Source organism: Limnohabitans sp. TEGF002 (assembly GCF_055395845.1).
This window is the reverse complement of the sequence record NZ_AP029224.1, coordinates 2,123,904-2,150,343: the sequence shown is the minus strand read 5'-3', so window position 1 is coordinate 2,150,343 and position 26,440 is coordinate 2,123,904. Positions and strand designations below refer to the sequence as shown.

The following is a 26,440-nucleotide window of genomic DNA, read 5'->3' as shown; positions in this document are numbered from 1 at the left end:
CTCTTTAGATCACGATCAGTTCGGCACGCAAGCTGCCCGAACTTTTGAGGGCTTCGAGGATGGCGATCAGTGCCGAGGGCGTAGCACCCACCTGGTTCACCGCATCGACCACCTGGCGCAAGTCCACACCGGGCTGGAACAGGAACATCGGGTTTTTGGGCTCGGACACGGCGATGTCGGCGTTTTGTACCGCTGCGGTCTGGCCACGCGAGAGTGCATTGGGCTGAGAGATTTCGTTGGTGGCGGCAATCGCCACCGAGATCGTGCCGTGCGCCACAGCAGCGGCTGTGACACGTACATTGCGGCTGATGACCACGGTGCCGGTGCGCGAGTTGATGACCACGCGGGCAGGCGGTTCGCCAGGCACCACGTCGAGGTTTTCCACCATGCTCATGAAGGCCACGCGCTGCGACATGTCGCTGGGGGCCTTGATGGCGAAAGACATGCCGTCCAGTGCCTGAGCGGTGCCTTGACCGAAGTTTTTGTTGATGGCGTTGACGATGGCGGTGGTGGTGGTGAAGTCCGATTCGCGCACGTTCATGACCACATGGTCGGCTCTGTCAAAAGGGGTGTCGACGATGCGCTCGACCGTGGCACCGCCTGGGATGCGGGCAGAGGTGGGCACGCCAATGCTGATCTTGGAGCCGGCTGCACTGGTTTCCACGCCAGTGGCTGTCAAGGCGCCTTGGGCCAGGCTGTAGATCTCGCCGTCAACACCGCGCAGGCTGGTGAGCAGCAAGTTGCCGCCGCGCAGGCTGGTGGCTTTGCCGATGGCGGACACGTTCACGTCGATTTTCTGGCCAGGCTTGGCAAAGCCCGGCAACTCGGCCGTGACCATCACGGCGGCCACGTTTTTGATGTCGATCTTGCCGCTGGTGGCGTTTTGTTCAAAGTCGGACAGCGGGCCATCGATGCCCACACCCAGGCGCGCCAGCATGGCCTTCATGCTTTGGGCGGTGAAGGAGACATCGGCACCGTCGCCTGTGCCTTGCAAGCCGACCACCAGGCCGTAGCCAATGAGTTGGTTGGTCCGACCGGCTGCGACCGAGGCCAGATCCTTGACGCGGTCTGCCCAGGCCGAGCCGGAGAGACCGAGCCACAAGATGAGGGCGAAGAGGGTGGATTTCATGGGTTTTCCCGCGTGCCTGTGATTTAGAAAGGCCAGAACTTCATCAGGGCGTTGGTGCCCCAGCCGGCTTTGGCGGCGTTGGCCATGTCACCCGTGCCTCGGTAGGCGATCTGGGCATTGGCCAGGCGGCGCGACTGCACAGTGTTGTTGGGCGAGATGTCTTCGGGGCGGATGATGCCGCTGACCTGGATGATCTCCGCGCCTTCGGTCAGGGCCAGTTGTTTTTCGCCACGCACCATCAGGTTGCCGTTGGCCAATACTTCGACCACGGTCACCGACACGTCGCCGATCAGGCTGGCTTGTTGGTCGGCTTCACCACCGCCTACGCTTTCGATGTTGGCTTTACTCAAGTCCACGCCGCCCATGATGCCGTCCAGGCGGGTGCCCAAAATTTTGGTAGGTAGACGCATACGCTGAGCCCGTGCGTTCAAACCATCGGGGGCACTGGCCACCGAGGGGATGATGTCGTTCTTGGCGGCACGTTTGACGCTGCCGCTTTGGGTGCGGCCAGCCTGGGTCGATTCATTGAGCAGCACGGTGATGACATCGCCCACGTTGTAGGCGCGTACGCGGCCAAACCAGTTGTCGCTTTGACGGCCGTTGTAGATGGCACCTGTGGCCATTTTGGGTTTTTCGACAGCGACCGGCAGCACTGGGGCGAATTGGGGGGAATGGGCCATGGGCGCATTGGGCGAAGCGCAACCGCTCAAACCCAGCACCAAAGCGAAGCCAGACAGGCAGGACAGTGACAGTGTTTTGTTCATGGTGCCCTGCTTACATGTTGTTGTTCAGGAAGCGCAGCATGCCGTCCACGGCCGAGATGGCTTTGGAGTTGATTTCATAAGCACGCTGGGTCTCGATCATGTTGACCATCTCTTCCACCACATTCACGTTGGACGCTTCCAGGGCTCCTTGCATGATTTGTCCGACACCGGCCACGCCGGGCTGACCCACCTGGGGTGCACCGCTGGCGGTGGTCTCTTTCATCAGGTTCTGACCAAGCGATTGCAGACCGGCTGGGTTGGCAAAGCGGGCGATCTGGATCTGGCCGATCACTTGGCTGCCGCCTCCAGCTGCGGTTTCGACCGAGACCGTACCGTCCTGGCCGACGGTGATGCTGGCCACGTTGGGGGGGATGGTGATGGCCGGTTGCAACGGTGCACCGTTGGCCGTGACCAATTGGCCGGTGGCCGAGAGTTTGAAGCCACCGTCACGGGTGTAGGCCGTGGTGCCATCGGACTGGGCAATCTGGAAAAAACCTTCACCTTGAACGGCCAGATCCAGTGCGTTTTTGGTGGTGACCAGGCTGCCTTGGCTGTGGGTTTTTTCGGTCGAGACAATGCGCACACCGGTGCCCAGCATCAGGCCCGTGGGGGCCTGCGCATCGGCGCCGACCTGAGCACCTGGTTGGCGCAGGTTTTGGTAGAGCATGTCTTCGAACGAGGCCCGGTCGCGCTTGAAGCCGGTGGTGTTGACGTTGGCCAGGTTGTTGGAGATGACCGACATGCGCGTTTGTTGTGCGTCCAGGCCGGTTTTGGCAATCCACATTGATGCATCCATGGGGGGCTCCTGTCAGTGGTTAGGCGGTTTTCATCATGGAAGCACCCGACTCGTCGAGCGATTTGGTTTCCTTGATGATGCGAATTTGGGTTTCGAAGCTGCGTGATTGGTCGATCAGCCGGGTCATGGCCTCAATGGCGCTGACGTTGCTGCCTTCCAGCGCCTCGGGAATCACGCGGGGCACGGTGTTTCCGGCAGGGATGTCGGCACCATCGGCTTGACCGTCCAGTTTGAACAAGCCGTCTTGGCGGCGTCCCAGCTTCACGTCGCTGGCATCACGCAGACGCAGCTGGTCGATGAAGACCGAAGGTGCAGCACCGGCTTGTGTTGGGTCTTTGGCGTAAACGGAGCCATCGGGGTTGATGGACACCATCATGCCCGGGGGCACGGCGATGGGGCCGCCCTCACCGAGCACCAGATGACCGGATCCGTTTTCCAGCTGCCCCTGTGCGTTGACTTTCAGGTCGCCCCGGCGCGTGAAGGCCAGATCGCCGTTGGGCGCTTGCACGGCCAATACGGCTTTGCCGGCCAGAGCCATGTCCATGGGGCGACCGGTGGCCATGACGGGGCCGGGGTCAAGACGGATCAAGTCGCGGGCTACGGCCTGTGCCTGAAAGCGTGAGTCAAAACCCGGGCCTTCCACCTTGACCGATTGCAGGGCCACGTCGTAGCTGTTTTTGAAGCCGATCGTGGACACGTTGGCCAGTTCATTGACCAGCACCTGGCGGGCTGTGGCCTGCTCCTTGATGGTGGCATTGGATGTGAAGACAAGGCGGTCCATGGTGTTTTTCTCAGAGGTTCAGGCGTGTTGTGATCAGTGCATCAAGAACGGATGTTGATGATGGCGCTGGTCATGGTGCTGCTGGTCTCGATCGCTTTGGCGTTGGCCTGGAAGTTCCGCTGGGCGGTGATCAGGTCCACCAGCTCTTGCGTCAAGTCCACGTTGGCACGTTCGGTGGCACCGGCACGGATCGAGCCGAAACCGGCCGAACCGGCTTCACCGATCTTGGCGACGCCAGAAGTGGCGGATGACAAATAGCTTGCATCACCCACCTGGCGCAGGCCGGAAGGACTGGAGAAATTGGCCAGCACAATCTTGCCCAGCGAGACTTGTGAGCCGTTCGAGTAAGTCGCATTGACCAGACCGTCCACGCCGATATTCAGACCCATCAATTCGCCCTCGGGCGCGCCGTCCTGGGACTGCGAGAGCACCGCGAAGGCACTGGAGTATTGGGTAGATTTGGTGAAGTCAATCGACATGGTCAAGGCACCTTTACCACCCGCCAGGAAGGCTGTTTCAAAGGGCATGTCGGTCAATGGCGAGATGGGTTTGCCCGTGAGGTCAAAGCTCAGCTCGCCGCGGTCGAGGTAAACAGGCCACCATTCGGTTTGGGTGGACAGCCCGGAGGCGTCTTCTGTTTGAATACCGTTCTTGACAAACTGCAATGCACCGTTTTCGGTGAATTGGGTCAATTTTTTCCATTCACTGGTGGAGCCGAATTGCATTTCGGTGTTGGCCAATCCCCAGTCGGCAGAGCCGGTGACCTGGATGGCTGAGTTTTCTCCGGTTGTACCTGTTGTGAAGACAAACTGTTTGGATTTGGCATCGAAGTTGACGGCGACACCCGAGACGATTCGGCCCGTGGATGGATCGACCTTGCCGTTGATGTTGTCTTGCAAGGCCTTGGCAAAACTGTCGATGTTGGTGTAAGTGGTGGGGAAAGAAAGCTCGACCTTGAAGGCATAACCGTCGACAGAGACAAAGAAGTCCTTGTTGGCCGATGTGGTGCTGATGCTCTTGGTGGTGTTGATGGTCATGCTCTCACCCCGCAAAACCGCTGGTTCACTCGGTTTGCCACGCAAAGCTTCGTTGGTTGATGCATCTACTTTGAGGCCTGCGCCGGTCAAGCCCATCACGCGGATGGCGTTGGCGTCTGTGGTGGTGACTTCAATGCTGGAGCCGTCGCCAGTGGTGCCCGAAGCGATGGAGAACCGGGCGGTATCAGGGTCAAAAGCAACGGAAATGCCGAAACGGGCATTTTTGATGGCGGGCGTGTTTGCTGTAGCCGGTGTTTCGGCCAGTGAGCCCAGAGCGTTATTGATGGCAATTTCAACGTTGCGGGCCAGTACCTCGGGATCCTGGTCGCCGGCTTTCATGGTGTATGTGATGGTTTGTGCAGTAGCAGCAGCATCCACTTTGATGTCAAAACTCAAGGTGCCGCTGACGGCGTTGACCAACGCGCCATTCGCGAAGCCGGACGATGTCAGGGCGGTACCAATAGCCGAAGCGGGAGAGGACCGACGAATGTCAGTCAATTGGTCCAGCGAATACATTTCGGTGGTGCCAGAACTGGGGACCACACGAGGGTCGCTCTTGGGCAGTACATCGCCGTATTTGTTGACAAACAATGCCCCACCCACTTTGTCAGTCGCTTGCTGCAGAGCTGGTTTGACCTGGGTGTCGCCCACAAAAAAGTAGGTTTGCCATTTGGAGCTGGGGGGCGTTTGATCCTGGCTGGCGTTTTGGGTTTTGGCGTAGTACACCGTGGCCAGGTAGCCGTTGCCACCGCTGTCGTACACCGTCAAAGCCGTGCTTTTGTTGTAGGTGCTGGGATTGCTTCGGTCAAAGTCGGCTGTGATCACGGCAGAGTCAGCGGGTAGGTTCAGACCCAGCTGGATTTTGGTGGTTTCAACTGCCTCCCCTGAGGTCTTTGGTGGAATAGTCAAAGCGTTGAGGTCGGTCAAGTCAGCCTTGCCGGAGGAGTCCACCGACGCTGCCATCAAACGCTGCCCTGTGGAGTTGACCACGTTGTTTTGGTCGTTCAGGGTGAAGGAGCCGTTACGGGTGTAGATGTCTTGCAGACCGTCTGGTGTCTTCAGCGGGAAAAAGCCATCACCCGTGATGGCCAGGTCCAGCGAGTTGCCAGATGTGGAGATGTTGCCCTGGCTGAATTCCTGGCTCACTTGCTTCAGGGAGACGCCCTGACCGATGTTGCTGGACGACTTTTGTAGAGGCGATGTGGAGAAGATGTCACCAAAGTCAGCTCGCGAGCGCTTGAAGCCCGAGGTGCCTACGTTGGCAATGTTGTTGGAAGTGACGGCCAGCTGCGCGGTGGCAGAGTTCAGTCCGGTGAGCGAGGTGTAGAACGACATGCTGGGTGGCTCCTGTGAATCTGGGGAAGATGGGTGCAGGTCAGAGACCCACGCGTTTGACGTCGGTCAGCAAAATGGTCTTGCCGCCATCGACTTCGACGCTGACGCTGCCGTCCGACGGATTGGTCACGATGGACTTGACGGTGGACAGTGCGTTGACCGCAACTTTGCTGGTGTTGCCGTTGATCACGGCTTGCGCTGTCAGGCGATACAAGCCCGCTGGGGCAGGGTTACCCATAGCGTCTTTGCCATCCCATTGCACAGGTGTGGTGCCCGGCATTTGAGGCCCGGCAATGAGCTCTTGGACCAAATTGCCTCTGGCGTCATGCACATTGATTTGTATGCCCGCTGCGCCTTCAGGCAGATCGATGCTGGCGTCGATGGTGCCGCCTTGCGTCAGCTGCGTCAGCGAATCGCTGATGGCCACTTTTTTGCCGATCAGTGAGGCGCTGTTGAGCATGCGTTCGCCTGACATAGCGGTCACGAAGGTGTCCAGCGAGCTTTGCATGTTGGTCAGAGCTTCAAGTTGCGAGAACTGGGCCAGCTGGGCCACGAAGGCTTCGTTCTTGACGGGCTCCAGGGGGTTCTGGTTTTGCAACTGGGCGGTGAACAGGGTCAGGAAGTCCTGTTTGCCCATTTCCTCTCTGGATTTGGATTTGCCCTGGTCTTTCACGTCTTCATAACGCGTGACGTTCTTGAGCAGGCTGGAAGAGCTGACGGTGTCGGTGGCCATGAGGTACTTTCGGATCAGGCTTTGGTGATGTCCAGCGTGCGCATCATGAGTTGACGCGCCGTGTTGATCACTTCCACGTTGTTTTGATAGGAGCGGGCAGCGGCCATCATCTCCACCATTTCGGTGACTTCGCTCACGTTGGACTGGTAGACATAGCCTTGCTCGTCAGCCAGCGGGTTCTTGGGGTCGGACACGCGCCTCGGTGGGGCCGCGTCATCTGCCATGCGGTCGATCTTCACGCCGCCCACATAAGCGGCACCGGCGTTGGTCATTTGCTCTTCCACCAGCGCTTTGAATACGGGGCGTTTGGCTCGGAAGGCGTCTTTTTCTGCACTGGCGACCGTGCCTGCGTTGGCCAAGTTGGAGGCGGTGGCGTTCATCCGGGTCAACTGCGCGTTCAACGCAGTGCCGGCGATGCCGAAAATGTTGTCCATGCTCATGTTCAATCTCCTCGCAGGGCTTTGCGCACGCTGCTGACCCGGTTTTCCAAAAATTGCAATGTGGCCTGGTAGTCGGCAGCGGCTTTGCCGTACTGGGCTTGTTCGACGCTCATTTCGACCGTGTTGCCGTCAAAAGAGGTGTTGAAGGGGGTGCGGTAGCGCATGCCGTCGTGGCCCATTTCTTCGCCGGCACCAAAATGCCCAGCGTTGGTGGCTGTCATGGCGGTGTCTTGTTGTTGGGCGGCACTCATCACGGCCTTGAAATCGATGTCGCGGGCCTTGTAGTGCGGGGTGTCGGCGTTGGCAATGTTTTGCGCCAACACTTCGAGGCGGCGGCTTTTGACTTGCAAAGCTTGTTCGTGCACGCCAAGTGCTTGGTTCAACAAATTCATTTCGACTCCTTTGCTACTGAGGGGTTGCGATGATCTCGGTCCGTCGGTCTTTTGACGTTGTCCACTCAAGTTGAGCGGGTTCGTGTCGAGTGCTGCAAAAGTTGTGCCAAGTTTTTCTGTCACCTTTTGAGGGGTCTGCTCCGTGCAAATACCGGTGTTTTTGGGTGCGGGCGGCAATCTTTGGTCTGGGGTGGCAAAGGTTTGCCGGTGGGCCGGTTTTGACCGCTTCCTCGAGTTGGTCCTGTTTTTGCTTAACTCAATGCAACTCACCCGACTGTCAAAACTTCTACACCGATATGAAACACGCTTTGCAAATGCTGTGCCGCCTGCTGGATCTCTTGATTGCTCGAGGTCTTTTGTTGGGTTTGGTGGTGTGGTTGTTCAGTGCCCCATCCTTTGCGGCCAGCCCCTCCAAACCTGCCGGCCCTTCGGGTTCGCCCCAGGAGGTGTTGCAGTCTTCGGTGAAGAATTGGGTGGCGCAATCTAGGAAGGTGACGACCGATCAGGTGTCCTTGGCCCCGTTGGATGCCCGCGTCAAGGTGCGTGCTTGCGACAAGCCGCTGGCCATGGATTTGCCTTTTTCCAGTGCCGAGACGGTTCGCGTTCGCTGTGCGCGCCCGGTTTGGCAGCAATTTGTACGTGTCAGCGTGAGCGGCAAAGCCCCCGAAATTCAGGCGCAAGCCAAACCCGAGACGCCGCCTGAGCCCGCCAAGCGCTGGGTTTTGGTGGCCAGCGTGCCCCTGCAGCGCGGCATGATGCTCAATGAGACTCATGTTCAGCGTGCTCAGGTCGATGCTTCAGTCATGCCGGTGAATGTGCTCGAACAGACCTCTGAGGTGCTGCATGCCGAGGTGGTGCGAGACGTGAGGCCGGGGGTGCCTTTGCGCAGCCACGACATTCGGCCCACGGTGCTGGTCAAAAGGGGCCAGATGGTCCTGATGTCGGTGGGCCAAGCGCAGGGTTTTCAGATCTCCGCCCGGGTGGAGGCCATGCAGGACGGACGTTTTGGCGATCAGATCAAGCTCAAAAACCGCGATTCCGGCCGTGAATTGAGTGGCCGCGTTCAGGGGCCCAACCAGGTGATGGGCTTGTGAAGTCGATTGCCCGGAAGTTTTGCAAGGTGAAATTCGAAAAATCTAATTTTCCGGCTCAAGTTCTAGAATCTCATGCCGATTCAGTATTCGAGCAGGGTCTCAGCTCCATGACCAGAGACCAGAAAAGAGAAACACCATGACCGATCCCATCTCTCATTTCGGCCGCAAGGCCCAAATAGATTCTGCCAGCCGCCAGACGGTTGCCAAGGGTGAGCCGCGCGCTTTTTCGCCAGCTTCTGAGGAAGTCGGGCGATCGGCTGCCCCCGCCACGGACGAATTGCGATTGAGTCAAGTCGCCCAACAAGCCATGCAAGAGCCCGAATTTGACCGCGCCAAGGTGGACGCCATCAAGACCGCCATTCAGCAGGGGCAGTACCCGCTGGATTCCCGACGTATCGCCGAGAACTTCCTCGCGATTGAAAAAATGATCAAAGGCTGATGGCCCCATGACCGAGATGACCCGACCCGATGACCCGCATGCCGCCACGCAGGCGGCTTTGTTGGCTGCGCCGCAGGATGCGGCTCGTCTGGCGGAGATTCTGGGTCTGGAGTTTGAAGCCCTGAAAATCCGCGATCTGGGGGCTTTTGAGGCGGTTCAAGACGACAAAACCCTGTTGTTGCAGCGCTTGGCTGCGCTGGCCGAATGGGCCTCAACTCAAGACCCCGTGCCTGCCCTGTGGCAACAGGTTCAAGAGAGTTTGCGGCAGAGCAAACAAGACCATCTGCGCAACATTCAGCTGTTGCAGCGACAGCTGCAGGCCGTCAAAGGCACTTTGCAGGCCTTGCAGGGCGAATCGGCAGCACCTGCTGTGGATTTGTACGACCGCATGGGTCAAATCGCCCGTCGCCCGGGTGCCTGGGGTTATCAACTGGCCTGAAGGCCCAGTCTGAGCGAGCGGGGCTTAAGCCGCAGCCCCAGCCCCAGCCCCAGCTGTCCCCATTGCGGTGTTTTGCGCCATATGCCTCATGGGCTCTTTTTCTCATCGCCGGGGCGCATGCCCTTGAGCCAATACACCCACGACAAAATGACAGCCACCGCCGTGTACATCTCGGGCGGAATTTCGGCGTCCAGGTCCACGCGGCTGAGCAAAGCCAGCAGCTGCGGGTCTTGCGCCACATAAACCCCGTGTTTCAAGGCCTCTTCGATGATTTTTTGGGCCAGATCGTCTTGACCTTTGGCACTGATGACGGGTGTTTTGCGCCGCCCGTATTCGAGGGCGATGGCTTCCTTGAGCTGGGTTTTCATGTTTGCACGTCCACCAAGCTGCCCGTGTCAGGGGGGGCATAGGTCATGGGCGCTTGCGGTCCCTGGCCATGGATGATCTGCAGTCGGGTCATGTTCAGCCCTGCGCTGTCGAGTTCTTGCGCCAGATTGGGGGCCAATGCCTGGGCCCTTTGCGCCACGTCTTCGCGTGCAGCCCACATGACCATGTCCACCTCGGTTTGCTCGCTGATGCGGGTTTGTAACCAGACTTCGCCCAGATCGCGGTTGCGGGTGTGCAGGTGGATGACCAAAGGCGGTTTGTCCTGACCGGGCTGACGCCTGCCGCGCACCAAGCGAAGCGCAACGGGTTCGGCATCTGCGAAAGGCAGCATCATCGAGAACACCCATTCGCGGCCGTTCAGGCTCTCACTGGCCAGCAGTTGCCGCGACTCGATGTCGTCCAGGCTGTCGCCGATCAGGCCGTCCTTGTCGGTGGCGGTGCCGCTGCGCAGCAGCTGACGCAACACGCTTTTGAGATCGACCAGCCCCCCGCCCATGCCTTGGGTGAGCATGTTTTCTGTCATGAAGCCGCTGCGCTGCATGGCTTGCTGCAGTTTTTCGGGGGTGAGTTGGGCCATGCCGGGACGCTGTTTGAGCCATTGCTGCAAAGCGCCCAGCTCGGGTGCCGATGCGCTAAGGCCTCGTAGCATGCTTTCGAGCACACCCGGGCGCAGCAACTGCGTCAAGGCTTGCATGTCTGGGGGTCTGAAGCCCAGTTGTTCGGTTCTTCCTGGCAAGGCGGCCGGGGCAGGGGGGGCGGGTATCGCCGTGGCGGGTGCAGCTTGCAGGGGGCGCAGCAGCAGGCTGCCGTTGGCCAGGACCTGAACGCGGAACAAGGCAGTATCTCCTGCGGCCAGGCGCAGGCCAGCTGGCAGGTCTTTGGGCAGGTCAATGTGGGCACCAGTTTGACCGGGTTGAGGGCCTTGCAAAATCAGGCGCAGGGCGTTGATTTTCGATTCGATGGTGCCTTGCACCACCTGGCCATCGCGCAAACCCAGTTCGGCTGCGGTTTTTTCGATGACCAGTGGCAGCTTGCCCTCCAGGTAAATGGTGGGCGTTTTGGGGGTGAGGTGGGCGGTTTCAGCCCCAGTGATCATGCGTAACCCGCTGTCAGGGGGTCAAGGAAAACGGACCCAGCGGCGCTTGTCGGGGCCCGCATGGGATGGCGTTGACTCGGCTTGCTCGTTGGCTACTTGAAAAAGAGCTGCCGTTTGTGGGTACTGCAACAGGATTTGCTGGCGCAGGGCCTCATGCGAGGGCAGCATCAACACGGTACCCGGCCGCACGGGGTAGGTTCGACCCTTCGGGAAGATCCGAGGATTGGCCCTGGCCAAGGCTTGGCGCATGAACTCTTCGTTGAGGATCAGGCCAGGCAGGCCACGGCGGATGGCGGCGTCGATGCTTTCGCCTTTTTGTACCGTGATGCTGGCAGCTGGGTGTTTGCCATCTGCGGGGGTCACGCCCGCAGTTGAAATGTTTGGATCGTTCAGCGGTGTGCTCAAAACCTTGAGCGCGGAGGCGGCAGCTGCCGATGTTTCTGCGGCTTGGGCCATGGGGGCGCTGAAGACGGCAACAGCGCTGAACAGCAGCCAGCTTGCCAGCTGAAGTGCAAGGAAAGTCCGATGGGCAGGAAGCTTGGACTGGTCGGTCATGGCAGGTGTTTGCATGGTGTGGAGGCGCATCGCGGCATGTCAACGGTTCAGGTCAAACAGACCCAGTTTAAAGGGGCAGAGCCATCCAGTGCCCTTGTACGGCCAAAGCCGGACCGGCCAGCTGCTGCAGCTCGGTGCGCTCGGGGCCCACCTTGACCACTTGAGCCAATGCCAAGTGCTGGGTAGCGCCAGGCTCCAACATTTGGCTGGGAATGTGGCTGGGGTTCACGAGCAGGACTCGGTCACCTGCGCGCAAGCCACTTTCGAAGCCGGCTTGCAGTTGCAGACCTTCTGGGCCGCTGCGGCGTACATGGAATTGAACGGGTTCGCACTCCGATCGTTTGTCCAGTTGTTTCACCCAGGCTTGCATGTGCAGCTGGACTTGTTCTTTGAGGCGGTGGACCCAAGCACTCGGGTTTTGGCTGGCGGCCTGAGGATCGATCGTGATGACCTGTTCGATTTGCCAACGAGGCTCGATGACCCCCTGACTGACGTGGCGCTCACCCAATGTGAAGCTCAAGGTCCAGCGCCAGTCGTTTTCGTTCTGGTTCAGGTCGTGCCAGGGATGGCGGATGCTCATGCCATCCGCAACCGCGTAAGGCTTGAGCACCAGCTCGGCAGTCCAGCCGGTCGGGCTTTCACTGGGGCCGGTCAGTGCCCGCATGTAAGCGTTCTCGGGTGGTGTTGCCTTGTGCTGTGCACGCCAGCGCTGTGAGGCCTGCATCTGCTGCGTCCACGATTGGCTGGCGATTTGGATCAAGGATTGGCTGGCAAATTGTTGTCGGCCTGCGAAGCCCTGCTCCACTCGGGTTTGGACCATCAAGGGCAAGCGCCAAGGGCGTGGCGGGGCTTTGCATTCGGAGGCCTGGGTCCGTGCTTCACGCCAGCCCCAGGGCAGTACCTCTGCGCTCACTTGGGGTGCCGCATCTTGCTCGTCTTGCAGATAGGACAGCACACGCACACCGCGCACCTGGGCTTCGGATTGGAAGTGGGCGCTTTCGTGGAGTGCGCCTTTGTCGTCTATCCAGGCGCTGCTGAGCACGCGCGTGGGGCGCTCGATGGTGGCTTGCAAAATCGCCTGGCGAATCGCCTCGAGCTGGGCTTCGTGTTGTTTGGCCGTGGGCGAGCGTGCTGCTCGACTGGCCATGGGAGTCTGTGGCTTTTCCAGCTGGCGCGGTTCGGACGGGTTGGCCGCGGCGCTTTGCGCTTGGACCCCAACAGCTGCCGCGCACAAAAGCCCCACGGCCAGAGCTTGGGCCAGGCGGGGTAGTCTGACAGCAGAGCGGCAGATGGGGTGGGTGGGCGAGCGCATGGGCTTTGAGGGGGCAAGCGAGGTGAGCACGGTTTCAGCGGCGGCGTGCGGTCAAGTGGCTCAGATACAAGCTGCGCAGGTCCCTGACCACGTGCTGGTCGAGCGACAGGGTGGTTTCATAGGTGTCTTCACCCACGGGGGCGATGCTGACCAGCACCGCACCGTAAATCACGCCTTCGACCTTGGCACGGAAGGTGTCGCTCATGACGGTCATGTCGGCCACGGTGGTGGTGGCATCGAGTTGCTGGCCGTAGACCTGCTCGGTGAGTGAGCGGTAGGCGTCGAGTTTGGACGCCCGAATGGCCAACAGGCGCTGCTGGGCAGAGTTTTTGTGATTTTGCACACTGATCACGGCATAGCCAGTGGCCACCAGAGTTTCGCGTTTTTCGACCATGGGCGTGATCATGGACGCTGCGGCAGGAGCAGCAGCCCCCGAGGTCTGGGCGTGAAGGGGTACCGTTTCACAGCCGGTCAAAGCCACCATGGTGAGCAGCGACAAGGCCAAGGGTCGGTTAAAGGTCATCTTAAAACTCCAGAGGCAAGCCTGGCGCGTCCCGAATTGGTTGGCCCGACTGATTTATCTTGAATGAAGTATCGGCAGCACACAGCAAATCTTGAGCGCGCCACCGACCTGACCCAACAGACAACTTGCGTGCTTGGCGTGTCAAAAAGCAGACAATAAAGTTAATATTTAATGTTTACTTCATAAAGCTATCATTTTTACTTGCTTAAAGTCTCATTAGTGATATATAAACTCATTATTAACATTTAAATCGTTTTTGGTTTTCCGTCTTTTCAGTTGGCTGAGGAGTCCGGACGACCCAATCGATACGACAAGCACCCGGTCCTTTGCGGATGAAACCCCACGGCAAACCCCTCATCATTGGCGAAAGTCAGGCCACGCTGTTTCTGCGTGAGTTGATCACGACCTTGTCGGCCTCGTCGTCTACGGCGCTCATCACGGGGGAGAGTGGCACCGGCAAGGAGTTGGTGGCGCAGGCCCTGCACATGCAAGGGCCACGTGCAGCCGGGCCTTTTGTGCCGATCAACTGCGGTGCGATTCCCCGCGAATTGATCGAAAGCGAGCTTTTCGGGCACCGCAAAGGCAGTTTCACTGGGGCATTTTCGGACCGCCTGGGGCGCTTTGAGTTGGCGCATGGCGGCACGCTGTTCCTGGACGAAATCGGTGACCTGCCCATGGACATGCAGGTCAAGTTGCTGCGCGTCTTGCAAGAGCGCTGCATCCTGCCTGTTGGCGCGTCCAAAGAGGTGCCCATCGATGTGCGTGTGGTGGCTGCCACTCACAAAAAGCTGGAGGCTGAGGTGGAAGCCGGGCGTTTCAGGGAAGATTTGTACTACCGCATCAATGTTTTGCCGGTTGTCACCACGCCTCTGCGCGAGCGCCCCGCCGATGTGGTCGCTTTGCTGAATTTTTATGCTGTTAAGCATGCTCTGCCCCAGGCCAAAGCAGTACGCTTTTCGCCCGAAATGATGCAGCTGTTGCAGGCCTACGCTTGGCCTGGCAATGTGCGTGAGTTGTCTAATCTGGTAGACCGTTTTTCCACCTTATATCCGGCCCAGTTGTTGCAAGTTCAGACTGTGCCCGCGTGCATGATGCCTCTGGGTTTGGCGGCTTTGCAGGCCGAATGGCTGGCCCAGAACGGCCTGAGCGCTGCGGCAGCCTTCGCGCCTTCGCTCAGCGCTTCGGCTGGTGTTTCTCAGGTGGTGTCCGCCGCGGCGCAGGTGCAGGCCAGTTCCCCATTCGATGACGAAGACGATCCGATGTCCCACCTGTTGTCGGGCCCTGTCAGCTCGTTCAATATGCCGGTCAAGGTCCTCAGTCCTGCGCCGCTGTCGGCATCGAACGATGAAATCAACGAAGTGGAGCAAGCCATCTTGCTGGCGCAAGGCATTCAGACGCTGCCACCCGAGGGCATGTCACTCAAGCAGCATTTGGTCGAGGTCGAGCGCAGCTTGATCGAGCAGGCGTTGGCTCGCACCCAAGGCAATGTCTCCCAAACTGCCAAATTGCTGCAGCTGCAAAGAACCACTTTGATCGAGAAGATCAACAAATACGAGTTGCGCGGCGTCGCTTGAGGTGGCTTGGCATGGGTCCTAGGTATTGGACCTGAGCGAACAGTGCTCTCCGTTCAGAAGGGCGGTTTGATGACTTTGGCGCAAGTGCCCTTGATCAGCTTGACGGTGCGGCCGTCTTGAAGGCTCAAGGACTGCACAAAACTGCCAGTTTTGCGGTCCACCACAAATTCTTCGCCTGTGATCATGACGCCAAAGCGCTGGAACATGGCGGGTCTGTATATTTTCAGCTTTGTGCCCATCAAGCTGAGCGTGCCCGCACGGCTCTCGGAGATGGCAATCTTGCCTTGGTACCAGCCGGAGTTTTTCTCGAAATCGACCTGGGCCATGGTGATTCTGGAGGGTTCGTTTTCCTTGATTCCAAGGGCCAGTTGACCGTCCAGGTCCAGCTCCAGTTCACAAATCAGATCGATCACGCCTTTGTTGCCACCCGGCATGCTCGTGCTGGCCATTTCTGGCGGCGTTTGCGTGTCTCCCATGAGGTGCACAAGCCCCCAAATGCCGCCCATCACCAAAAGGCCGATGGCGATGCCGATGGCAGTATTTTTCAACATGGATGAACCTCTTGAAGGGGGTAATACGGGCTATGGTGACCATTCATCATAGGTGAAGAGGTGCAGCGTCTGTTCAAACACGGTCACTGGTTGAGCACGGTGATGCTGACACGTCGGTTTCGCGGGTCAGCCGGGTTGCCGGGCACGTTCGGGTTGGTGTCTGCCACCCCCTCAATGCGCGTGAATCGGTTGGCACTGATGCCCTGCGATTGCATGAACTGGCGCGTGGCATCGGCCCGCTCGGTCGACAAGGACCAGTTGTTTCGCATGCTCTCGGGTGGGAAGCCCGTGCTGTCGGTGTGACCGCGAATGGCCAGTTTGTTGGGCAGCGGTTTGAGCGATTTGGTCACTTCGGCCATCAGGGCTGCAGCCTTGGCGCCCATTTCTGCGCCACCCGAGCCATACATGGCGAAGTCAGCCTTGTCGATCACCTCGATGCGCAGGCCTTCCTTGTCACGGGTGATGCTGACCTGGTCTTTGATCTTTTCAAACTGCTTGCTTTCGGACAGTTTTTGTTTGATGTCTTTTTCAAGCTTGTCAAAGTTTTCCTTGTCCTGCTTCTGGCTAGGCGTGCCGGTTCCGCTTTCCTTGCCGGGGTCCTGCTCGGAGGGACCGTCTTTGTTGTTTTCTTCTTTGGACGAGCCAAAACTCTCAGCCGGGCCGCCTTGGGCTTGAGGCGTCAAACGCTCGAGCATGGCCGATTGTTTGGCCGTAAATGGAAAGCCATCGGTGTCAATGATGGACTTGCCCCCGAACAAACCATTGGAGCCCGCCAACTCGCCAAACGCGATCTGGCTGTGGGACGCAGGCCGGAAGTAGTCGGCCACGCTTTTTCGCTTGTCTTCGTTGCTGGCACCCAAGAGCCACATCAACAAGAAGAAGGCCATCATGGCTGTCATCATGTCGGCCAGAGCGATCTTCCAGGCACCGCCGTGCGCACCCGCATGACCGTCGTCAGCAATGATTTTTTTGACGATGATGATGGGCCGCAAGGCCTCTGCCGCAGCGGCTTCGGCTGCTGCGATTTCTTCGGGTGTTCCCGCTGCGGCTTTGTCGGATTCAGCCATCAGGATCCTCGCATGCCGTCAAAGACTTCCGAGAAACTCGGTTGGTTGTGATGGGCAATACAGGCACGTGCCGACTCGATGACCAGAGGTTGTGGGTAGCCTTTGAGGTTGCCCACAATCATCTCGCGGATGACGTCGAAGGCTTGAGCGTCTTCGTTGATGATTTGGGTCAGTCGTCCTGAGAAGGGCTCGAACATGCCGTAGGCCAAAAACACGCCCATCAGCGTGCCCACCAGGGCCGAGCCGATCAGCGCACCCAGCACGGGCGGGGGCTGGTCAATCGAGCCCATGGTTTTCACCACACCCAGCACGCAGGCCACGATACCCAGTGCGGGCAAACCGCCAGCAATGCCAGCCAGGGCACCAGGGGCCAGCAAGGCTTCGTGATGGTGCACCTTGATGGCTTTTTTCATCAGATCGTCCAAGGCATCGGCATCCAAGTTGCCCTGCGAGATGACCATCAGGCGCAGCGGGTCACAAATCATCTGAACGATGGAATGGTCTTTGGCCAGTTTTGGGAATTCACCAAAAATCGGGCTGGAGTCCGGGTTTTCAACGTGCGATTCAAGGGCCACAACGCCTTCTTTTTTCATCACGGCTTGCAGCTTGCCCACCAGCAACATCAAAGCCAGGTAGTCGGCTTGGTGAAAACTGGGTCCTTTGATGCATTTGCCAATGCCGGCAAACGCCGCTTTGAAGACCGGGAAACTGTTGGCAACCAATGAGGCACCAATGGCAGAGCCACCGATGATCAGGAATTCGAAAGGCGCAGCCTTGATGATGGGCGCCATTTTGCCGCCGGCAATGACGTAGCCGCCAAACACCGCACCAAACACAACCGCTAAACCGATAAAGAAAAACATGCTGGCCCTTTAAAGCTAGACAATGCACCAAACGCCGATGCACCAACCCACTGTCCATTGAAAAAAGAAATCCATCAGATTGCCCAGCAAGATGATGGGTAAACCCAAATACAGTGCCCCCCAGGCCCAACCCGATAACGTGAGACGGGCTTTCGGGATGTTATGGCCCAGGATGGTGTGGTCTTTGGGCGATGACACGCTCATTTTTTCCATAGACACCTGTATTCATCGGACACAAATGGGGTATCTTGAGTGAATTTGAAAAATTTGCCTATTATGACGATATGGACGTGAGATGGGACCTTTTGCCCCATGCCGAATGGGAAGAATTTCATTCGTCGCATCAGGGGGCTTTGCAGCAAGCTTGGGCCTACGGTGAGGCCTTGACGGCTTTGGGGGTGACCATACGGCGTGCCATGGTCTGGGAAGAGGGCCGACTGCTGGCCATTGCCCAGTTCATGAGCAAGCGCGTGCTGGGTTACATCTCTTTGGCCTCTTGCACGCGGGGCCCCGTTTTTCTGCCCGATGTGCTTCCCGCTCAACGCGCCGAGATCTACAAACGTTTGCGGCAGTCGATGCCTTTGCCGCGTCTGAGGGTGAGCTTGTTCTCGCCTGACCGCACCGCCGAATTGTTGGACCCGGTTGAAACGCAGGGTATGTCGCGCGTGATGACCGGTTACGCCACTGTGCTGCTGGATTTGACACTGCCCCTGGCGACTTTGAAGGCCGAGCTGGAGGGCAAATGGCGCAACCGTTTGAACAAGGTGCTCGCCAATGAGAAGCTCCGGGTTCATGTACAGCCGAGTCTTAAGCGCTGCGAATGGCTGCTGGGTCAAGAGCAGGCGCAGCGGGAGGCTAAAAAATTCCATGGCCTGCCCACCGATTTTGTGCAGGCCTATATCGCTGCTTCGGCGGAGCCTCGTCAGGCCTTTGTGGTGGCCTATGCCGAGCTGGGTAAGAGCTCTGTAGCGGGCATGTTGTTTTTGATTCATGGCCGTGTGGCCAGTTACCATATGGGATGGGCCAGCGACGAGGGCCGGCAGCTCAATGCCCACAACTTCTTGTTGTGGCAAGCCATTGCGTATTTGCAGGGCCAAGGCATGGAGGTGCTCGATCTGGGCGGCGTGAACACCCACGATTTGCCCGGCATCTCGCGGTTCAAGTTGGGCACTGGCGGTCATGTCGTGACCCTTGCGGGAACTTATTTTTGAGAACAAACATGACTTTGCCAGGGTTTTCAATGCGTGCATTTTTTCGTTGTGGCTTGTGCTGTGTGGCTGTGTGGGGATGTTTGGCCCCGGTATCGTCTTGGGCCTGGACCCGCATCGGTGAAACCGCGGATGTGACGCTTTATGTGAACCGTAACTCCATTGAGCGAGACGACAACATTCGCCGGGTTTGGGAAATGCAGGACCTCAAGGCCCCTGACACCGATGGGGTGCGCTCCAGGCGCTACCTCAACGAGTACGACTGCACCTACAAAATGCACCGCATGGGGCAGATGACCAGTTTTGCAGGCCCCAAAATGACGGGCGAGAAAGTGGCCACCGTCAATGAGATGGGCTACTGGCGAAAAATTCCGCCCAATGGGGTTTTTGTGCTCACCTACATTGCCGTGTGCATTGAGTGAAGTCCATGCCTAAGCGCCATTTTCAAGGGGCGCTTTAGGGCTTTGCAGCCGGTGTGGCCGCGTTGCCGGGTGTGGCGTTGGGACTGCTTTCCCCCGGTTTGGGCGCCGCATAACGCGGGAACTGCACAGCCCGCTCGCGTGAGGCGGTGGCATTGTTCTTTTGTAAGGTTTCCAGATAACGCTCTTTTTGCAGCGTCACCAAGGCTTCGACATCGCGCTTGAGGCCATCGACATTGCCCACCGCCGATTTGAGCGACTTGACTTCGTTGCCCAAAGATTGCACCGCATTGGCTTGTGTCTGCAGCTTGGCATTGATCCCCTGGACCTGACGCATCACCGAGTCGCCGGTGGCGGCGACTTGCTTGGCGGTTTCGCTGGGTACTTTTTGGACCAGGCTTTCGGATTGCTTGAGCGAGGCGTCAATGCGGCCTTCGATCTGGCCTTGTGACTTGGTCAAGGCCAATTGCTGAGAGGCCAGCTCCTTCACGCTCTGGTTGACCCCTTCGAGCGACTCCATGCCCGTATTGAGTTCGACCACGCGTTTACCGACAGCGGTCAGCATGGCGTCCAGCTGGTTGATGCGGCTGACCAGCCGCACGCCCATGATCAGGAAGAAAATCAGACTGATGACCAAGACCCCGCCCGTGATGGCCAGCAGGATGCGGGCTTTTTTGTGTCCGTCTTCGGTGAGTTCCTTGAAGTCGGCCGTCGTTTGGCGCAGCTGGCTGCTGACGCTGGCGGCTGCCTCGGCCGATTGGGTGGCCAGATCCGCCGAATCGAGGACCACCTGCGCCAGTGACTGGTATTGCTGATAGGCGCGTTGGTCCACCGTCACGCCCGCATGCTGGGGTGGGGTAGGCAGGGTGGGTGCTGCGACCTTTGCAGGGGCCGAGGCAGGCCCGGGCTCAACCTTGGCGCTGGGGTGTTCGCTGGTGGTCAATGGTGAGGTGCTGACCGCAGCCGCTGAGGCTTCCATAGACTCAGATGAAGCTACGTCTTGCGGTTCGGCGGCGGGTGTGAAAGTGTTTTCGCTCATGGTTTTTTGCCTCGGGCTTGAAATGGGGGCTTCAGTCTTTGGATTTGCTCACCCAAAAGTGCGTTGCGTGCTCGCAGTTGTGCCAATCGTTTTTTCACCGGATTGTCTTGTTCCCATAATGCTGTTTCTTCCAGCACAGGGGGAGGAGGGGCAGCTGGAGGTGTTTGTGCCGGACGGGGTGCCGGGGGGGCTTCAGGGGTGACCTTAAGCACTGACGTTTTCAGCCGAGCTTTTGCACGAGGCTTGGGCGGGGGGCTTGGAGTTGATTTGGCCGGAGCGATGACAACCTTGGGCAGCGGTGGTCTGATCGCTGGGGCATCTACTTTGGCTTTGTCCTCAGGTTCTTTGGCGGTCGCTGTCTTGCGGGTCTTGCGCTCTGCCACATTGGAGCCTGCCTGCATCTTGACTGCGTGCGGAGATTCGTTACGCAGGACGGTATTTTTTTTCATAGGTTTGCTTCCTTGGCTTAGGTTGGGCTTTTGAGCAGCTCTTGCAAGCCACGCGTGGGGCGCACCCAGCTTCTGGGAATGCCGGAACGCTTGGAAGCCTCGTAGCCTTGGTTCAATTCACTGAAGGGGCCTGAGACGATCACGAAATGGGCCAGCTTTTCACCGGGGCGGTAGGCTGCGATGATCTGTGAGTCCTTCAGGGCTGGGTGTTTGCGCTGGATGTCCAGGATTTTTTCATAGCTGCTTGCCGTGCCGTGCTGGAGCAGAAAGCTGCTGGCGTCGAGCTGTTTGAGCCAAGCCTGTCCAGACAGGGTGCCTTCAGGGGCTTCGGTGACGGGTTCGGGCGGTGTGACGGCCATGGGGGCTTTGGGCCGTGGCGCATCTTGGGGCGTGGCCGCAGGGTCAGCTGCAGGCAAAGCTGCTGCCAATTGTGGGCTGGTGAGCGGGGCTGCTGTGACAGGTTTGGCCGATTTGATGCCAAAGGCTTCGGGTTGAATCCACAGCATTATCAAGACGGACATGATCAGCGCGAAGGCGATGCCCAACGCCAGCTTGCTGTTGTGGCGCAGCCAGTGGGGGATATCCCTCAGGCGCATGACTGTTTGCGGTAAGGCGCGGAGGGCCGAGGCGCCGATTTGCTGAAAAGCTTTGATCTTGTACTTGAGTGAGGGCGCTCTGTCCTTTGGCACATCGGCGCTGACCAAACCGACGCTCATGGCAGAGGCCTGAAAGGGCATGTCCAGTTCTGGCGGGCGCTGCTGGCGCTGGATGCGCTGGACCAATTGCTGTACGGCATTGAATTGACCCTCGTGGCGAGCCAAGTCCAGTGCGGCTTGGGCTTGGTCTTCTGTAGGAGCTTCGATGTCCCAGCGCAGAATTTTTCGGCCAAACGCTGACAGCGGTGATTTTTGTGCGTTGGGGTTGCCGGACATCAACAAAATGGCCCGGATGTTGGCCCCTGGGAAATTTTGGATCAGGCGAGCGAGCAGTTGGATTTCGCTCTCCGGCAGGGTGTGGGCATCGTGCACCAACCAGATTTGCGCTTGGTTGACGGTGGATGTGGCCTTGACTGCTTGGTTGAGTGACTGGCTGGCCAGGACCTCGTTGAAGCGGCCAAGTAAGGAGTCGGTATTGGCCGGAAAGTAGACCTCGATCCGGTGGTCCGGGGCTTGTTGGCTCAGACGGGCCAGCAGCAGGTTCACATAGTGGTCGAGCAAGGCTTCGAATGGGCAGTAGAGTGCCAGGCTCAGGCCTTCATGGGCCACGGCGTTGGCGCAACCGTCGATCCGCATGCGGTCGGCCGCGCGAAAGACGTAGTGGTTCAGGGCAGCGTTTTCGGGGTGGATCTGGATGTTCATGCGCGGGCTCCCGCTTTCTCAAGTCGGCTGCCGTCCGGATTGAACAGCATGCTCGGCGGGACTTTGACCCGGGGTTTGTCTTGCGGTGGGTTCATGGGCGATGCCGCTTCCAGACTGAAGACGTAGGCAATGACCTGGGCCACGGCGTGATACAGGTCTTCGGGCACTTGTTGTTCGACTTCGGTCGTGAAGTAAATGGCGCGGGCCAGGGGTGCCGCTTCAAACAGGTGCACGCCATGGGCCTTGGCTTCTTCGCGAATCAGGGCGGCCATGTGGTCGGATCCTTTGGCCACCATGATGGGCGCACCATCACCAGTGGGGTCGTATTCCAGCGCCACCGCAAAGTGCTCGGGGTTGGTGATCACCACATCGGCATCTTTGATGCGCTGCATCATCCGGGAATTGGCCATCTCGCGCTGACGCCTGCGGATCTGGGCCTTGACCTCGGGGCTGCCTTCCATTTGTTTGTATTCGTCCTTGACCTCTTGTTTGGTCATGCGCATGCGCTTGTTGAACGAATATTTCTGATACGGGACATCGATCAGGGCGATGACCGCCAGGCTCAAAGCGACCCACAGGGCCGATTGCATGATCATGAGGCCAGCAGCCGACAGGGCCGGCTCCAGTCCCATTTGGCCCATGCGGATCAGGTCGTCCATGTTGGACATGAGCGACCACCAGAGCACCGCCGAGACGAGGGCAAACTTGAGGACTGCTTTGCCCAATTCGACGGCTGCATGGGTGCCAAAAATGCGTTTGAGTCCGCTGATCAGGCTGAGCTTGGAGCCCTTGGGCGCGACCGCTTGTAGTGAAAACAAATAACCGCCCGTGACGCCCGAGGCCACGATGGCCGCAACAACCGTGAAGACCATGATGGGCATCACGGTGATGAAGGAGGCGAGCATCTGATCGCCGAAGTGCGCGGGCAGCAAAAGGGGTTTGTTGATGGTGGCGCGGTCAAACACAAAGCCATTGGCAAAAACCGTGGCCATGCGACTGACCAGCCAGCCACCGGTCATCAACAGCATCATGAGCGCGCCGATCACGATGACCGCAGCGGGCAACTCGCTGGAGCGGGCCACTTGGCCGTCTTCCCGCGCCTTGCTCAGTTTCCTGGCTGTGGGTTCTTCGGTTTTATCCTGTCCCGTGGCTTCAGACATTGGACACCCCCAGCACTTCGCGCACCACAGCAAAGCCCTGAACCCACAACCACTCGATGCGGGCCCCGATGCTTTCCATCGAGATGATCAGGATCAGAAAGCCCGCAATGATCATGGCGGGAAAGCCGACGGCAAAAATGTTCAGACTGGGCGCAGCCCGGGTGACCACGCCCAGCCCGATGTTGATGAACAGGAGCGAGACCATCACGGGCAAGGCCATCAGGACAGCCCCAAGAAACACCATGGAACTCCACTGCAGAACACGCCCATAGACGTTCTGGTTGAGGATAGAGGTACCAATGGGCAGGGAGTGGAAGGACTCGGAGATCAGGCCCAGCATGATGGCGTGGCCGCCGAAGCCGACGAAGATCAGGGTCGACATGATGATCATCAGCTGCGAGATGACCGGGACGCTGCCCATATTAGGGTCCAGCATGTTGGCCATGGACAGGCCCATGGCCGCCGCAATGCTTTGGCCGCCCACGACCATGGCGGCCACCACCACTTGCAAGATGAGGCCCATGACCGAGCCGATCATGATTTGGTTGAAGACTTCCAGGAGGCCGGGAGCGGTGGACGGATCGAGCACCGGCCAGGTGTGCAAAGGGTAGACCAACCAAGCCAGAACCAGGGCCATCAGGACGCGCAAACGCAGGTTGAAGGCGTTGACCGAAAAAATCGGGGCCGTGATCATCAAGGCCGAGATGCGCAGCATCGGCCACAGAAAGGTGTAGAACCTTTCGACGATGTCAGCGGCAAGAAAATTCATGGCGGGTCTGCCTGTACTCAGGAGAACAGGGTCGGAATGCGCTGGAAGATGCTGCGCGTGAAGTCGATCAGGGTCATGAGCTGCCAGCTGCCAAAAAGCAGCAAGGCCAGGCCCAGAGCGAATAGCTTGGGAATAAAGCTGAGTGTCGACTCGTTGATCGAGGTGGCGGCCTGAATGATGCCGATGATCAGGCCCACAGCCAATGCAACAACCAAGAGGGGTGCACAAACAAGCATCGACGTCCACAAGGCTTGTCTGGCCAGATCAATCACCATGGCGGTATCCATCTTCGTCTCCTTCAGGGCATGGCAAAGCTGGCGGCCAGTGAGCCCATGATCAGGCTCCAACCATCGACCAGCACGAACAGCATCAGTTTGAATGGCATCGAGATCATCATGGGCGATAGCATCATCATGCCCATGGACATCAAGACGCTGGCCACGATCAAATCGATGACCACAAACGGGATGTAAATCAGGAAACCGATGGTGAAAGCGCTTTTCAACTCCGAGGTCAGAAAGGCCGGTACCAAGGTCATGAAGGGCACGTCCTGCGAGCTGGCCACACCTTTGTTGCGGGCGATCTCCATGAACATGGCGATGTCGTCTTCACGGGTTTGCAAGAGCATGAAGGCCCGGATGGGTTTCTCGGCAGCGGCCAGAGCTTTGTCAAAGGACATGCCTTGGTTCATGTAGGGCAGCAGGGCGTTTTGGTAGACCTCGTTGAGCACCGGTGACATGACAAACAGGGTCAGGAACAAGGACAGGCCGACGATGACCATGTTGGGTGGCGTCTGGCCGGTACCCAAGGCTTGGCGAAGCAGCGACATGACGATCACGATGCGCACAAAAGCAGTCATCATGAGCAGCAAGGATGGCAACACCGACAGGGTGGTCATCAAGGCCAGCAATTGCAGCGTGATGCTGTACTGCGTGCCTTTGCCCGTGTTGGTGCTGGTGATGGCCGGCATGTCGGGGGCTGCCTGCGCCAAAATGGGCAGCAGCCCCAGTAAAACCGTGACGATCAGGCCGATGTGAAAAGAGCGCTTCATGGGGTATTGGTTTCAGGGCTGGTAGGGGCGGCCTGTTGGACTTCGGGCCATGGGCTCAGCACGGTCATTTGTTGGGCGGTGACGCCTACCAAAATTTCACGATCGTCGACTCGGATGAGCATGATTTTTTGACGTGTGCCGACCGACAGGGTTTCCAGGGTCTGCAGGCGTTGTGTGTTTTTGCGAAGCAGCGAAGAGCCGTTCTGCAGCTTGCGCAAGGTCCACAGCAGCGTCAACAGCAAACCGATGACAAAAACAAAGCTGAACAGGTATTGCAGCCAGTCTCCCAATGTCCATACCGAGTTCATGCCAAGACGTTCCGGGTCAGAGGTTTTCGAGTCGTTCGGAAGCCGGCACCACACGCGTCAGGCGGATGCCGTAGCGGTCATTCACCAGCACAACCTCGCCCTGCGCCACCACGGTGTTGTTCACCAGCAGGTTCAGGGGTTCGCCCGCGATGCGATCGAGCTCGACCACACTGCCTTGGGTCAGGCGCATCAGGTCGCGGATTTTGATCACGGCACGGCCCACTTCGATGGACAAGGTGACGGGGATGTTTTGCAACACATCCGAATGGATTTGGCCTTTTTCGGCAGCTTCGGGGCTGGCGTCGGCGGTGGGGGTCAGTTCGCTCATGGGCGCTCCTCAATAGGGGGGGTCAGGCTTGGACGTTGGGGCTGATGGCTTGGACAATCTTGACCGCCACCTGGCTGCCCATGGCACCCACTTCAACGTCATAGACAGGCATGTCTTCAATCAGTGCTCGGGCTGATTCGGGTTTTTTGAAAGGCAAGACATCGCCCGGTTGCATGGTTTGCAGCTGCTGGAGCGACAAATGGAGCTTGCCCAGCAGGATCTGGATTTCCAGATCGGCGTCCTTGACGGCGTCGGCCAGCTGACTGCGCCAGACTTTGTCGGACTCCTCGTTACCGTCGCCGGTTTGCACTCGGCTGCGCAGCAAGTCCCGCACGGGCTTGAGTGCCACATAGGGAATCACCATGTCGATGAAGCCAGCACCTTGATTGGAGGCATCGGACTCGAAGCGGCTGAGTACCACGAGGTCGTTTTCGTCGGCAATCTGGGCGAATTGGGGGTTGATTTCCGAGCTCACGTGCTCGAAATCGATGGGGGCAACCGGTGACCAAGCCTCTTTGAATGAGCGAAAGAAAACTTGCAGGATGATCTTGATGATGCGTGTTTCTGTCGGTGTGAACAGCCGACCCGGTGGCAATTGGCCCACGCCTCGGCCGAACCCGCCAAAGAAACTGTCCAGTGAGCTGAAGACCACGGTGGGTTCGATCACCACCATGGCATAGCCACGCAAAGGCGCCATGCGGATGATGTTCACCGACAAGGGGGCTTTGAGGTCTTTGATGTAATCGCTGAAGCGAACGATCTGGGCGCGGCTGGGGTTGATCCGGGGGCTGGTACGCAACACCTCCAGCATGCCCAAGCGGAACATCCGGATGAATCGTTCGTTGATCATGTCCAGCGAGGAGACATTCACCCCGAGGCTGCTGTCTTCGGCCGCCAAATCGTGTTTGCGCACCTGGGCGTCCAGGTTGTAGCCGGTGTCGACGTCCAGACTGCCGTCACTGATGCCGGCCGACAAGGCGGCCAGTTCATCCGGGGACAACAAGGGTTGGTTTTCAGCCATAGTCAGAGTTTCTTTTCAAGGAC

At 58.7% G+C, this 26,440-nt stretch carries 32 protein-coding genes; 6 read left to right on the top strand and 26 right to left on the bottom strand.

All coding sequences use genetic code 11. The features are described from left to right. Positions 1-4: 4 nt before the first annotated feature. From ACZ5SR_RS10700 to flgB, 8 genes are read right to left on the bottom strand one after another with little or no spacing between them, the layout of a single operon-like run. Positions 5-1,129, bottom strand: a complete 1,125-nt coding sequence (locus tag ACZ5SR_RS10700; protein ID WP_464448665.1) for a flagellar basal body P-ring protein FlgI — start codon at positions 1,127-1,129, stop codon at positions 5-7. Between the two features lie 23 nt (positions 1,130-1,152). Next, the gene (locus ACZ5SR_RS10695; RefSeq protein ID WP_108426071.1) at positions 1,153-1,893 is read right to left on the bottom strand and encodes a flagellar basal body L-ring protein FlgH; all 741 of its coding nucleotides are present in this window, start codon (positions 1,891-1,893) and stop codon (positions 1,153-1,155) included. A 10-nt stretch (positions 1,894-1,903) separates the two neighbouring features. Next, positions 1,904-2,689: a flagellar basal-body rod protein FlgG gene (gene flgG / locus ACZ5SR_RS10690; protein WP_291924114.1), complete on the bottom strand. Its 786-nt coding sequence runs from the start codon at positions 2,687-2,689 to the stop codon at positions 1,904-1,906. Between the two features lie 19 nt (positions 2,690-2,708). After that, on the bottom strand, positions 2,709-3,470 hold the full coding sequence (locus ACZ5SR_RS10685) for a flagellar basal body rod protein FlgF (protein ID WP_464448664.1): 762 nt from the start codon (positions 3,468-3,470) through the stop codon (positions 2,709-2,711). Positions 3,471-3,511: 41 nt separating this feature from the next. After that, positions 3,512-5,842, bottom strand: coding sequence for a flagellar hook-basal body complex protein (locus ACZ5SR_RS10680; RefSeq protein WP_464448663.1), 2,331 nt, complete (start codon positions 5,840-5,842; stop codon positions 3,512-3,514). A 40-nt stretch (positions 5,843-5,882) separates the two neighbouring features. Next, the gene (locus ACZ5SR_RS10675; protein ID WP_464448661.1) at positions 5,883-6,575 is read right to left on the bottom strand and encodes a flagellar hook assembly protein FlgD; all 693 of its coding nucleotides are present in this window, start codon (positions 6,573-6,575) and stop codon (positions 5,883-5,885) included. 14 nt (positions 6,576-6,589) lie between these two features. Continuing rightward, the gene (flgC, locus tag ACZ5SR_RS10670) at positions 6,590-7,015 is read right to left on the bottom strand and encodes a flagellar basal body rod protein FlgC (RefSeq protein ID WP_464448660.1); all 426 of its coding nucleotides are present in this window, start codon (positions 7,013-7,015) and stop codon (positions 6,590-6,592) included. Between the two features lie 2 nt (positions 7,016-7,017). Continuing rightward, the gene (flgB, locus tag ACZ5SR_RS10665; RefSeq protein ID WP_464448659.1) at positions 7,018-7,407 is read right to left on the bottom strand and encodes a flagellar basal body rod protein FlgB; all 390 of its coding nucleotides are present in this window, start codon (positions 7,405-7,407) and stop codon (positions 7,018-7,020) included. Positions 7,408-7,703: 296 nt separating this feature from the next. Here flgB and flgA point away from each other — a divergent pair, with 296 nt between their 5' ends. From flgA to ACZ5SR_RS10650, 3 genes are all read left to right on the top strand, one after another. After that, complete coding sequence (flgA, locus tag ACZ5SR_RS10660) at positions 7,704-8,501, top strand: flagellar basal body P-ring formation chaperone FlgA (RefSeq protein ID WP_464448658.1); 798 nt, start codon at positions 7,704-7,706, stop codon at positions 8,499-8,501. 136 nt (positions 8,502-8,637) lie between these two features. Then, positions 8,638-8,940 (top strand): flagellar biosynthesis anti-sigma factor FlgM, encoded by a 303-nt coding sequence (gene flgM / locus ACZ5SR_RS10655; protein ID WP_464448657.1) that lies wholly within the window; start codon positions 8,638-8,640, stop codon positions 8,938-8,940. Positions 8,941-8,947: 7 nt separating this feature from the next. Further along, a complete protein-coding gene (locus tag ACZ5SR_RS10650) occupies positions 8,948-9,379 on the top strand; it encodes a flagellar protein FlgN (protein WP_464448656.1) in 432 nt (143 codons plus the stop codon). Between the two features lie 86 nt (positions 9,380-9,465). On the opposite strand, the gene ACZ5SR_RS10645 is transcribed toward ACZ5SR_RS10650, so the two are convergent. Genes ACZ5SR_RS10645 through ACZ5SR_RS10625 form a run of 5 tightly spaced genes read right to left on the bottom strand, consistent with a single transcriptional unit; the run spans position 9,466 to position 13,252 of the window. Continuing rightward, positions 9,466-9,747, bottom strand: coding sequence for an EscU/YscU/HrcU family type III secretion system export apparatus switch protein (locus ACZ5SR_RS10645; RefSeq protein WP_464448655.1), 282 nt, complete (start codon positions 9,745-9,747; stop codon positions 9,466-9,468). Beyond that, positions 9,744-10,862 carry a flagellar hook-length control protein FliK gene (gene fliK, locus ACZ5SR_RS10640; RefSeq protein ID WP_464448654.1) on the bottom strand — a complete coding sequence of 373 codons (1,119 nt, stop codon included), beginning with the start codon at positions 10,860-10,862 and terminating at the stop codon, positions 9,744-9,746. Before fliK ends, ACZ5SR_RS10645 begins: the two co-directional genes overlap by 4 nt. 21 nt (positions 10,863-10,883) lie before the next feature. Continuing rightward, positions 10,884-11,447, bottom strand: coding sequence for a hypothetical protein (locus tag ACZ5SR_RS10635; RefSeq protein WP_464448653.1), 564 nt, complete (start codon positions 11,445-11,447; stop codon positions 10,884-10,886). A 37-nt stretch (positions 11,448-11,484) separates the two neighbouring features. Beyond that, positions 11,485-12,729 (bottom strand): hypothetical protein, encoded by a 1,245-nt coding sequence (locus ACZ5SR_RS10630; protein WP_464448652.1) that lies wholly within the window; start codon positions 12,727-12,729, stop codon positions 11,485-11,487. Between the two features lie 34 nt (positions 12,730-12,763). Then, complete coding sequence (locus ACZ5SR_RS10625; RefSeq protein WP_464448651.1) at positions 12,764-13,252, bottom strand: LPP20 family lipoprotein; 489 nt, start codon at positions 13,250-13,252, stop codon at positions 12,764-12,766. Between the two features lie 332 nt (positions 13,253-13,584). Here ACZ5SR_RS10625 and ACZ5SR_RS10620 point away from each other — a divergent pair, with 332 nt between their 5' ends. After that, complete coding sequence (locus tag ACZ5SR_RS10620) at positions 13,585-14,826, top strand: sigma-54 interaction domain-containing protein (protein WP_464448650.1); 1,242 nt, start codon at positions 13,585-13,587, stop codon at positions 14,824-14,826. A 53-nt stretch (positions 14,827-14,879) separates the two neighbouring features. On the opposite strand, the gene ACZ5SR_RS10615 is transcribed toward ACZ5SR_RS10620, so the two are convergent. The 3 genes from ACZ5SR_RS10615 to motA form a co-directional block, all read right to left on the bottom strand. After that, a complete protein-coding gene (locus tag ACZ5SR_RS10615) occupies positions 14,880-15,377 on the bottom strand; it encodes a hypothetical protein (RefSeq protein ID WP_464448649.1) in 498 nt (165 codons plus the stop codon). A gap of 83 nt (positions 15,378-15,460) precedes the next feature. Continuing rightward, entirely contained in the window at positions 15,461-16,444 is a 984-nt protein-coding gene (locus ACZ5SR_RS10610) for a flagellar motor protein MotB (protein ID WP_464448648.1), read from the bottom strand. After that, positions 16,444-17,307, bottom strand: a complete 864-nt coding sequence (gene motA, locus ACZ5SR_RS10605; protein WP_464448647.1) for a flagellar motor stator protein MotA — start codon at positions 17,305-17,307, stop codon at positions 16,444-16,446. The genes ACZ5SR_RS10610 and motA overlap by 1 nt, the downstream gene beginning before the upstream one ends. Before the next feature lie 290 nt (positions 17,308-17,597). On the opposite strand from motA, the gene ACZ5SR_RS10600 reads away from it, so the two are divergent. Both ACZ5SR_RS10600 and ACZ5SR_RS10595 read left to right on the top strand, forming a co-directional pair. Continuing rightward, positions 17,598-18,518, top strand: coding sequence for a lipid II:glycine glycyltransferase FemX (locus ACZ5SR_RS10600; RefSeq protein ID WP_464448646.1), 921 nt, complete (start codon positions 17,598-17,600; stop codon positions 18,516-18,518). 29 nt (positions 18,519-18,547) lie between these two features. Next, positions 18,548-18,937, top strand: coding sequence for a surface-adhesin E family protein (locus ACZ5SR_RS10595; protein WP_464448645.1), 390 nt, complete (start codon positions 18,548-18,550; stop codon positions 18,935-18,937). A gap of 34 nt (positions 18,938-18,971) precedes the next feature. Here the strand turns inward: ACZ5SR_RS10595 and ACZ5SR_RS10590 are convergent, their stop codons facing one another. Genes ACZ5SR_RS10590 through fliM form a run of 10 tightly spaced genes read right to left on the bottom strand, consistent with a single transcriptional unit; the run spans position 18,972 to position 26,417 of the window. Next, positions 18,972-19,973 carry a hypothetical protein gene (locus tag ACZ5SR_RS10590; protein ID WP_464448644.1) on the bottom strand — a complete coding sequence of 334 codons (1,002 nt, stop codon included), beginning with the start codon at positions 19,971-19,973 and terminating at the stop codon, positions 18,972-18,974. Next, a complete protein-coding gene (locus tag ACZ5SR_RS10585; protein WP_464448643.1) occupies positions 19,970-20,422 on the bottom strand; it encodes a hypothetical protein in 453 nt (150 codons plus the stop codon). The genes ACZ5SR_RS10590 and ACZ5SR_RS10585 overlap by 4 nt, the downstream gene beginning before the upstream one ends. A gap of 17 nt (positions 20,423-20,439) precedes the next feature. Further along, positions 20,440-21,780, bottom strand: coding sequence for a hypothetical protein (locus ACZ5SR_RS10580; protein WP_464448642.1), 1,341 nt, complete (start codon positions 21,778-21,780; stop codon positions 20,440-20,442). Next, positions 21,777-22,940, bottom strand: a complete 1,164-nt coding sequence (gene flhB / locus ACZ5SR_RS10575) for a flagellar biosynthesis protein FlhB (RefSeq protein WP_464448641.1) — start codon at positions 22,938-22,940, stop codon at positions 21,777-21,779. The genes ACZ5SR_RS10580 and flhB overlap by 4 nt, the downstream gene beginning before the upstream one ends. Further along, positions 22,933-23,709 carry a flagellar biosynthetic protein FliR gene (gene fliR / locus ACZ5SR_RS10570; RefSeq protein WP_464448640.1) on the bottom strand — a complete coding sequence of 259 codons (777 nt, stop codon included), beginning with the start codon at positions 23,707-23,709 and terminating at the stop codon, positions 22,933-22,935. Before fliR ends, flhB begins: the two co-directional genes overlap by 8 nt. A 17-nt stretch (positions 23,710-23,726) precedes the next feature. Further along, on the bottom strand, positions 23,727-23,996 hold the full coding sequence (gene fliQ, locus ACZ5SR_RS10565) for a flagellar biosynthesis protein FliQ (protein ID WP_464448639.1): 270 nt from the start codon (positions 23,994-23,996) through the stop codon (positions 23,727-23,729). An 11-nt stretch (positions 23,997-24,007) separates the two neighbouring features. Then, positions 24,008-24,760, bottom strand: a complete 753-nt coding sequence (fliP, locus tag ACZ5SR_RS10560) for a flagellar type III secretion system pore protein FliP (RefSeq protein WP_464448638.1) — start codon at positions 24,758-24,760, stop codon at positions 24,008-24,010. Continuing rightward, the gene (gene fliO, locus ACZ5SR_RS10555) at positions 24,757-25,068 is read right to left on the bottom strand and encodes a flagellar biosynthetic protein FliO (RefSeq protein ID WP_464448637.1); all 312 of its coding nucleotides are present in this window, start codon (positions 25,066-25,068) and stop codon (positions 24,757-24,759) included. Before fliO ends, fliP begins: the two co-directional genes overlap by 4 nt. A gap of 16 nt (positions 25,069-25,084) precedes the next feature. Then, entirely contained in the window at positions 25,085-25,396 is a 312-nt protein-coding gene (fliN, locus tag ACZ5SR_RS10550) for a flagellar motor switch protein FliN (protein ID WP_464448636.1), read from the bottom strand. 22 nt (positions 25,397-25,418) lie between these two features. After that, on the bottom strand, positions 25,419-26,417 hold the full coding sequence (fliM, locus tag ACZ5SR_RS10545; RefSeq protein ID WP_464448635.1) for a flagellar motor switch protein FliM: 999 nt from the start codon (positions 26,415-26,417) through the stop codon (positions 25,419-25,421). Between the last annotated feature and the right edge of the window lie 23 nt (positions 26,418-26,440).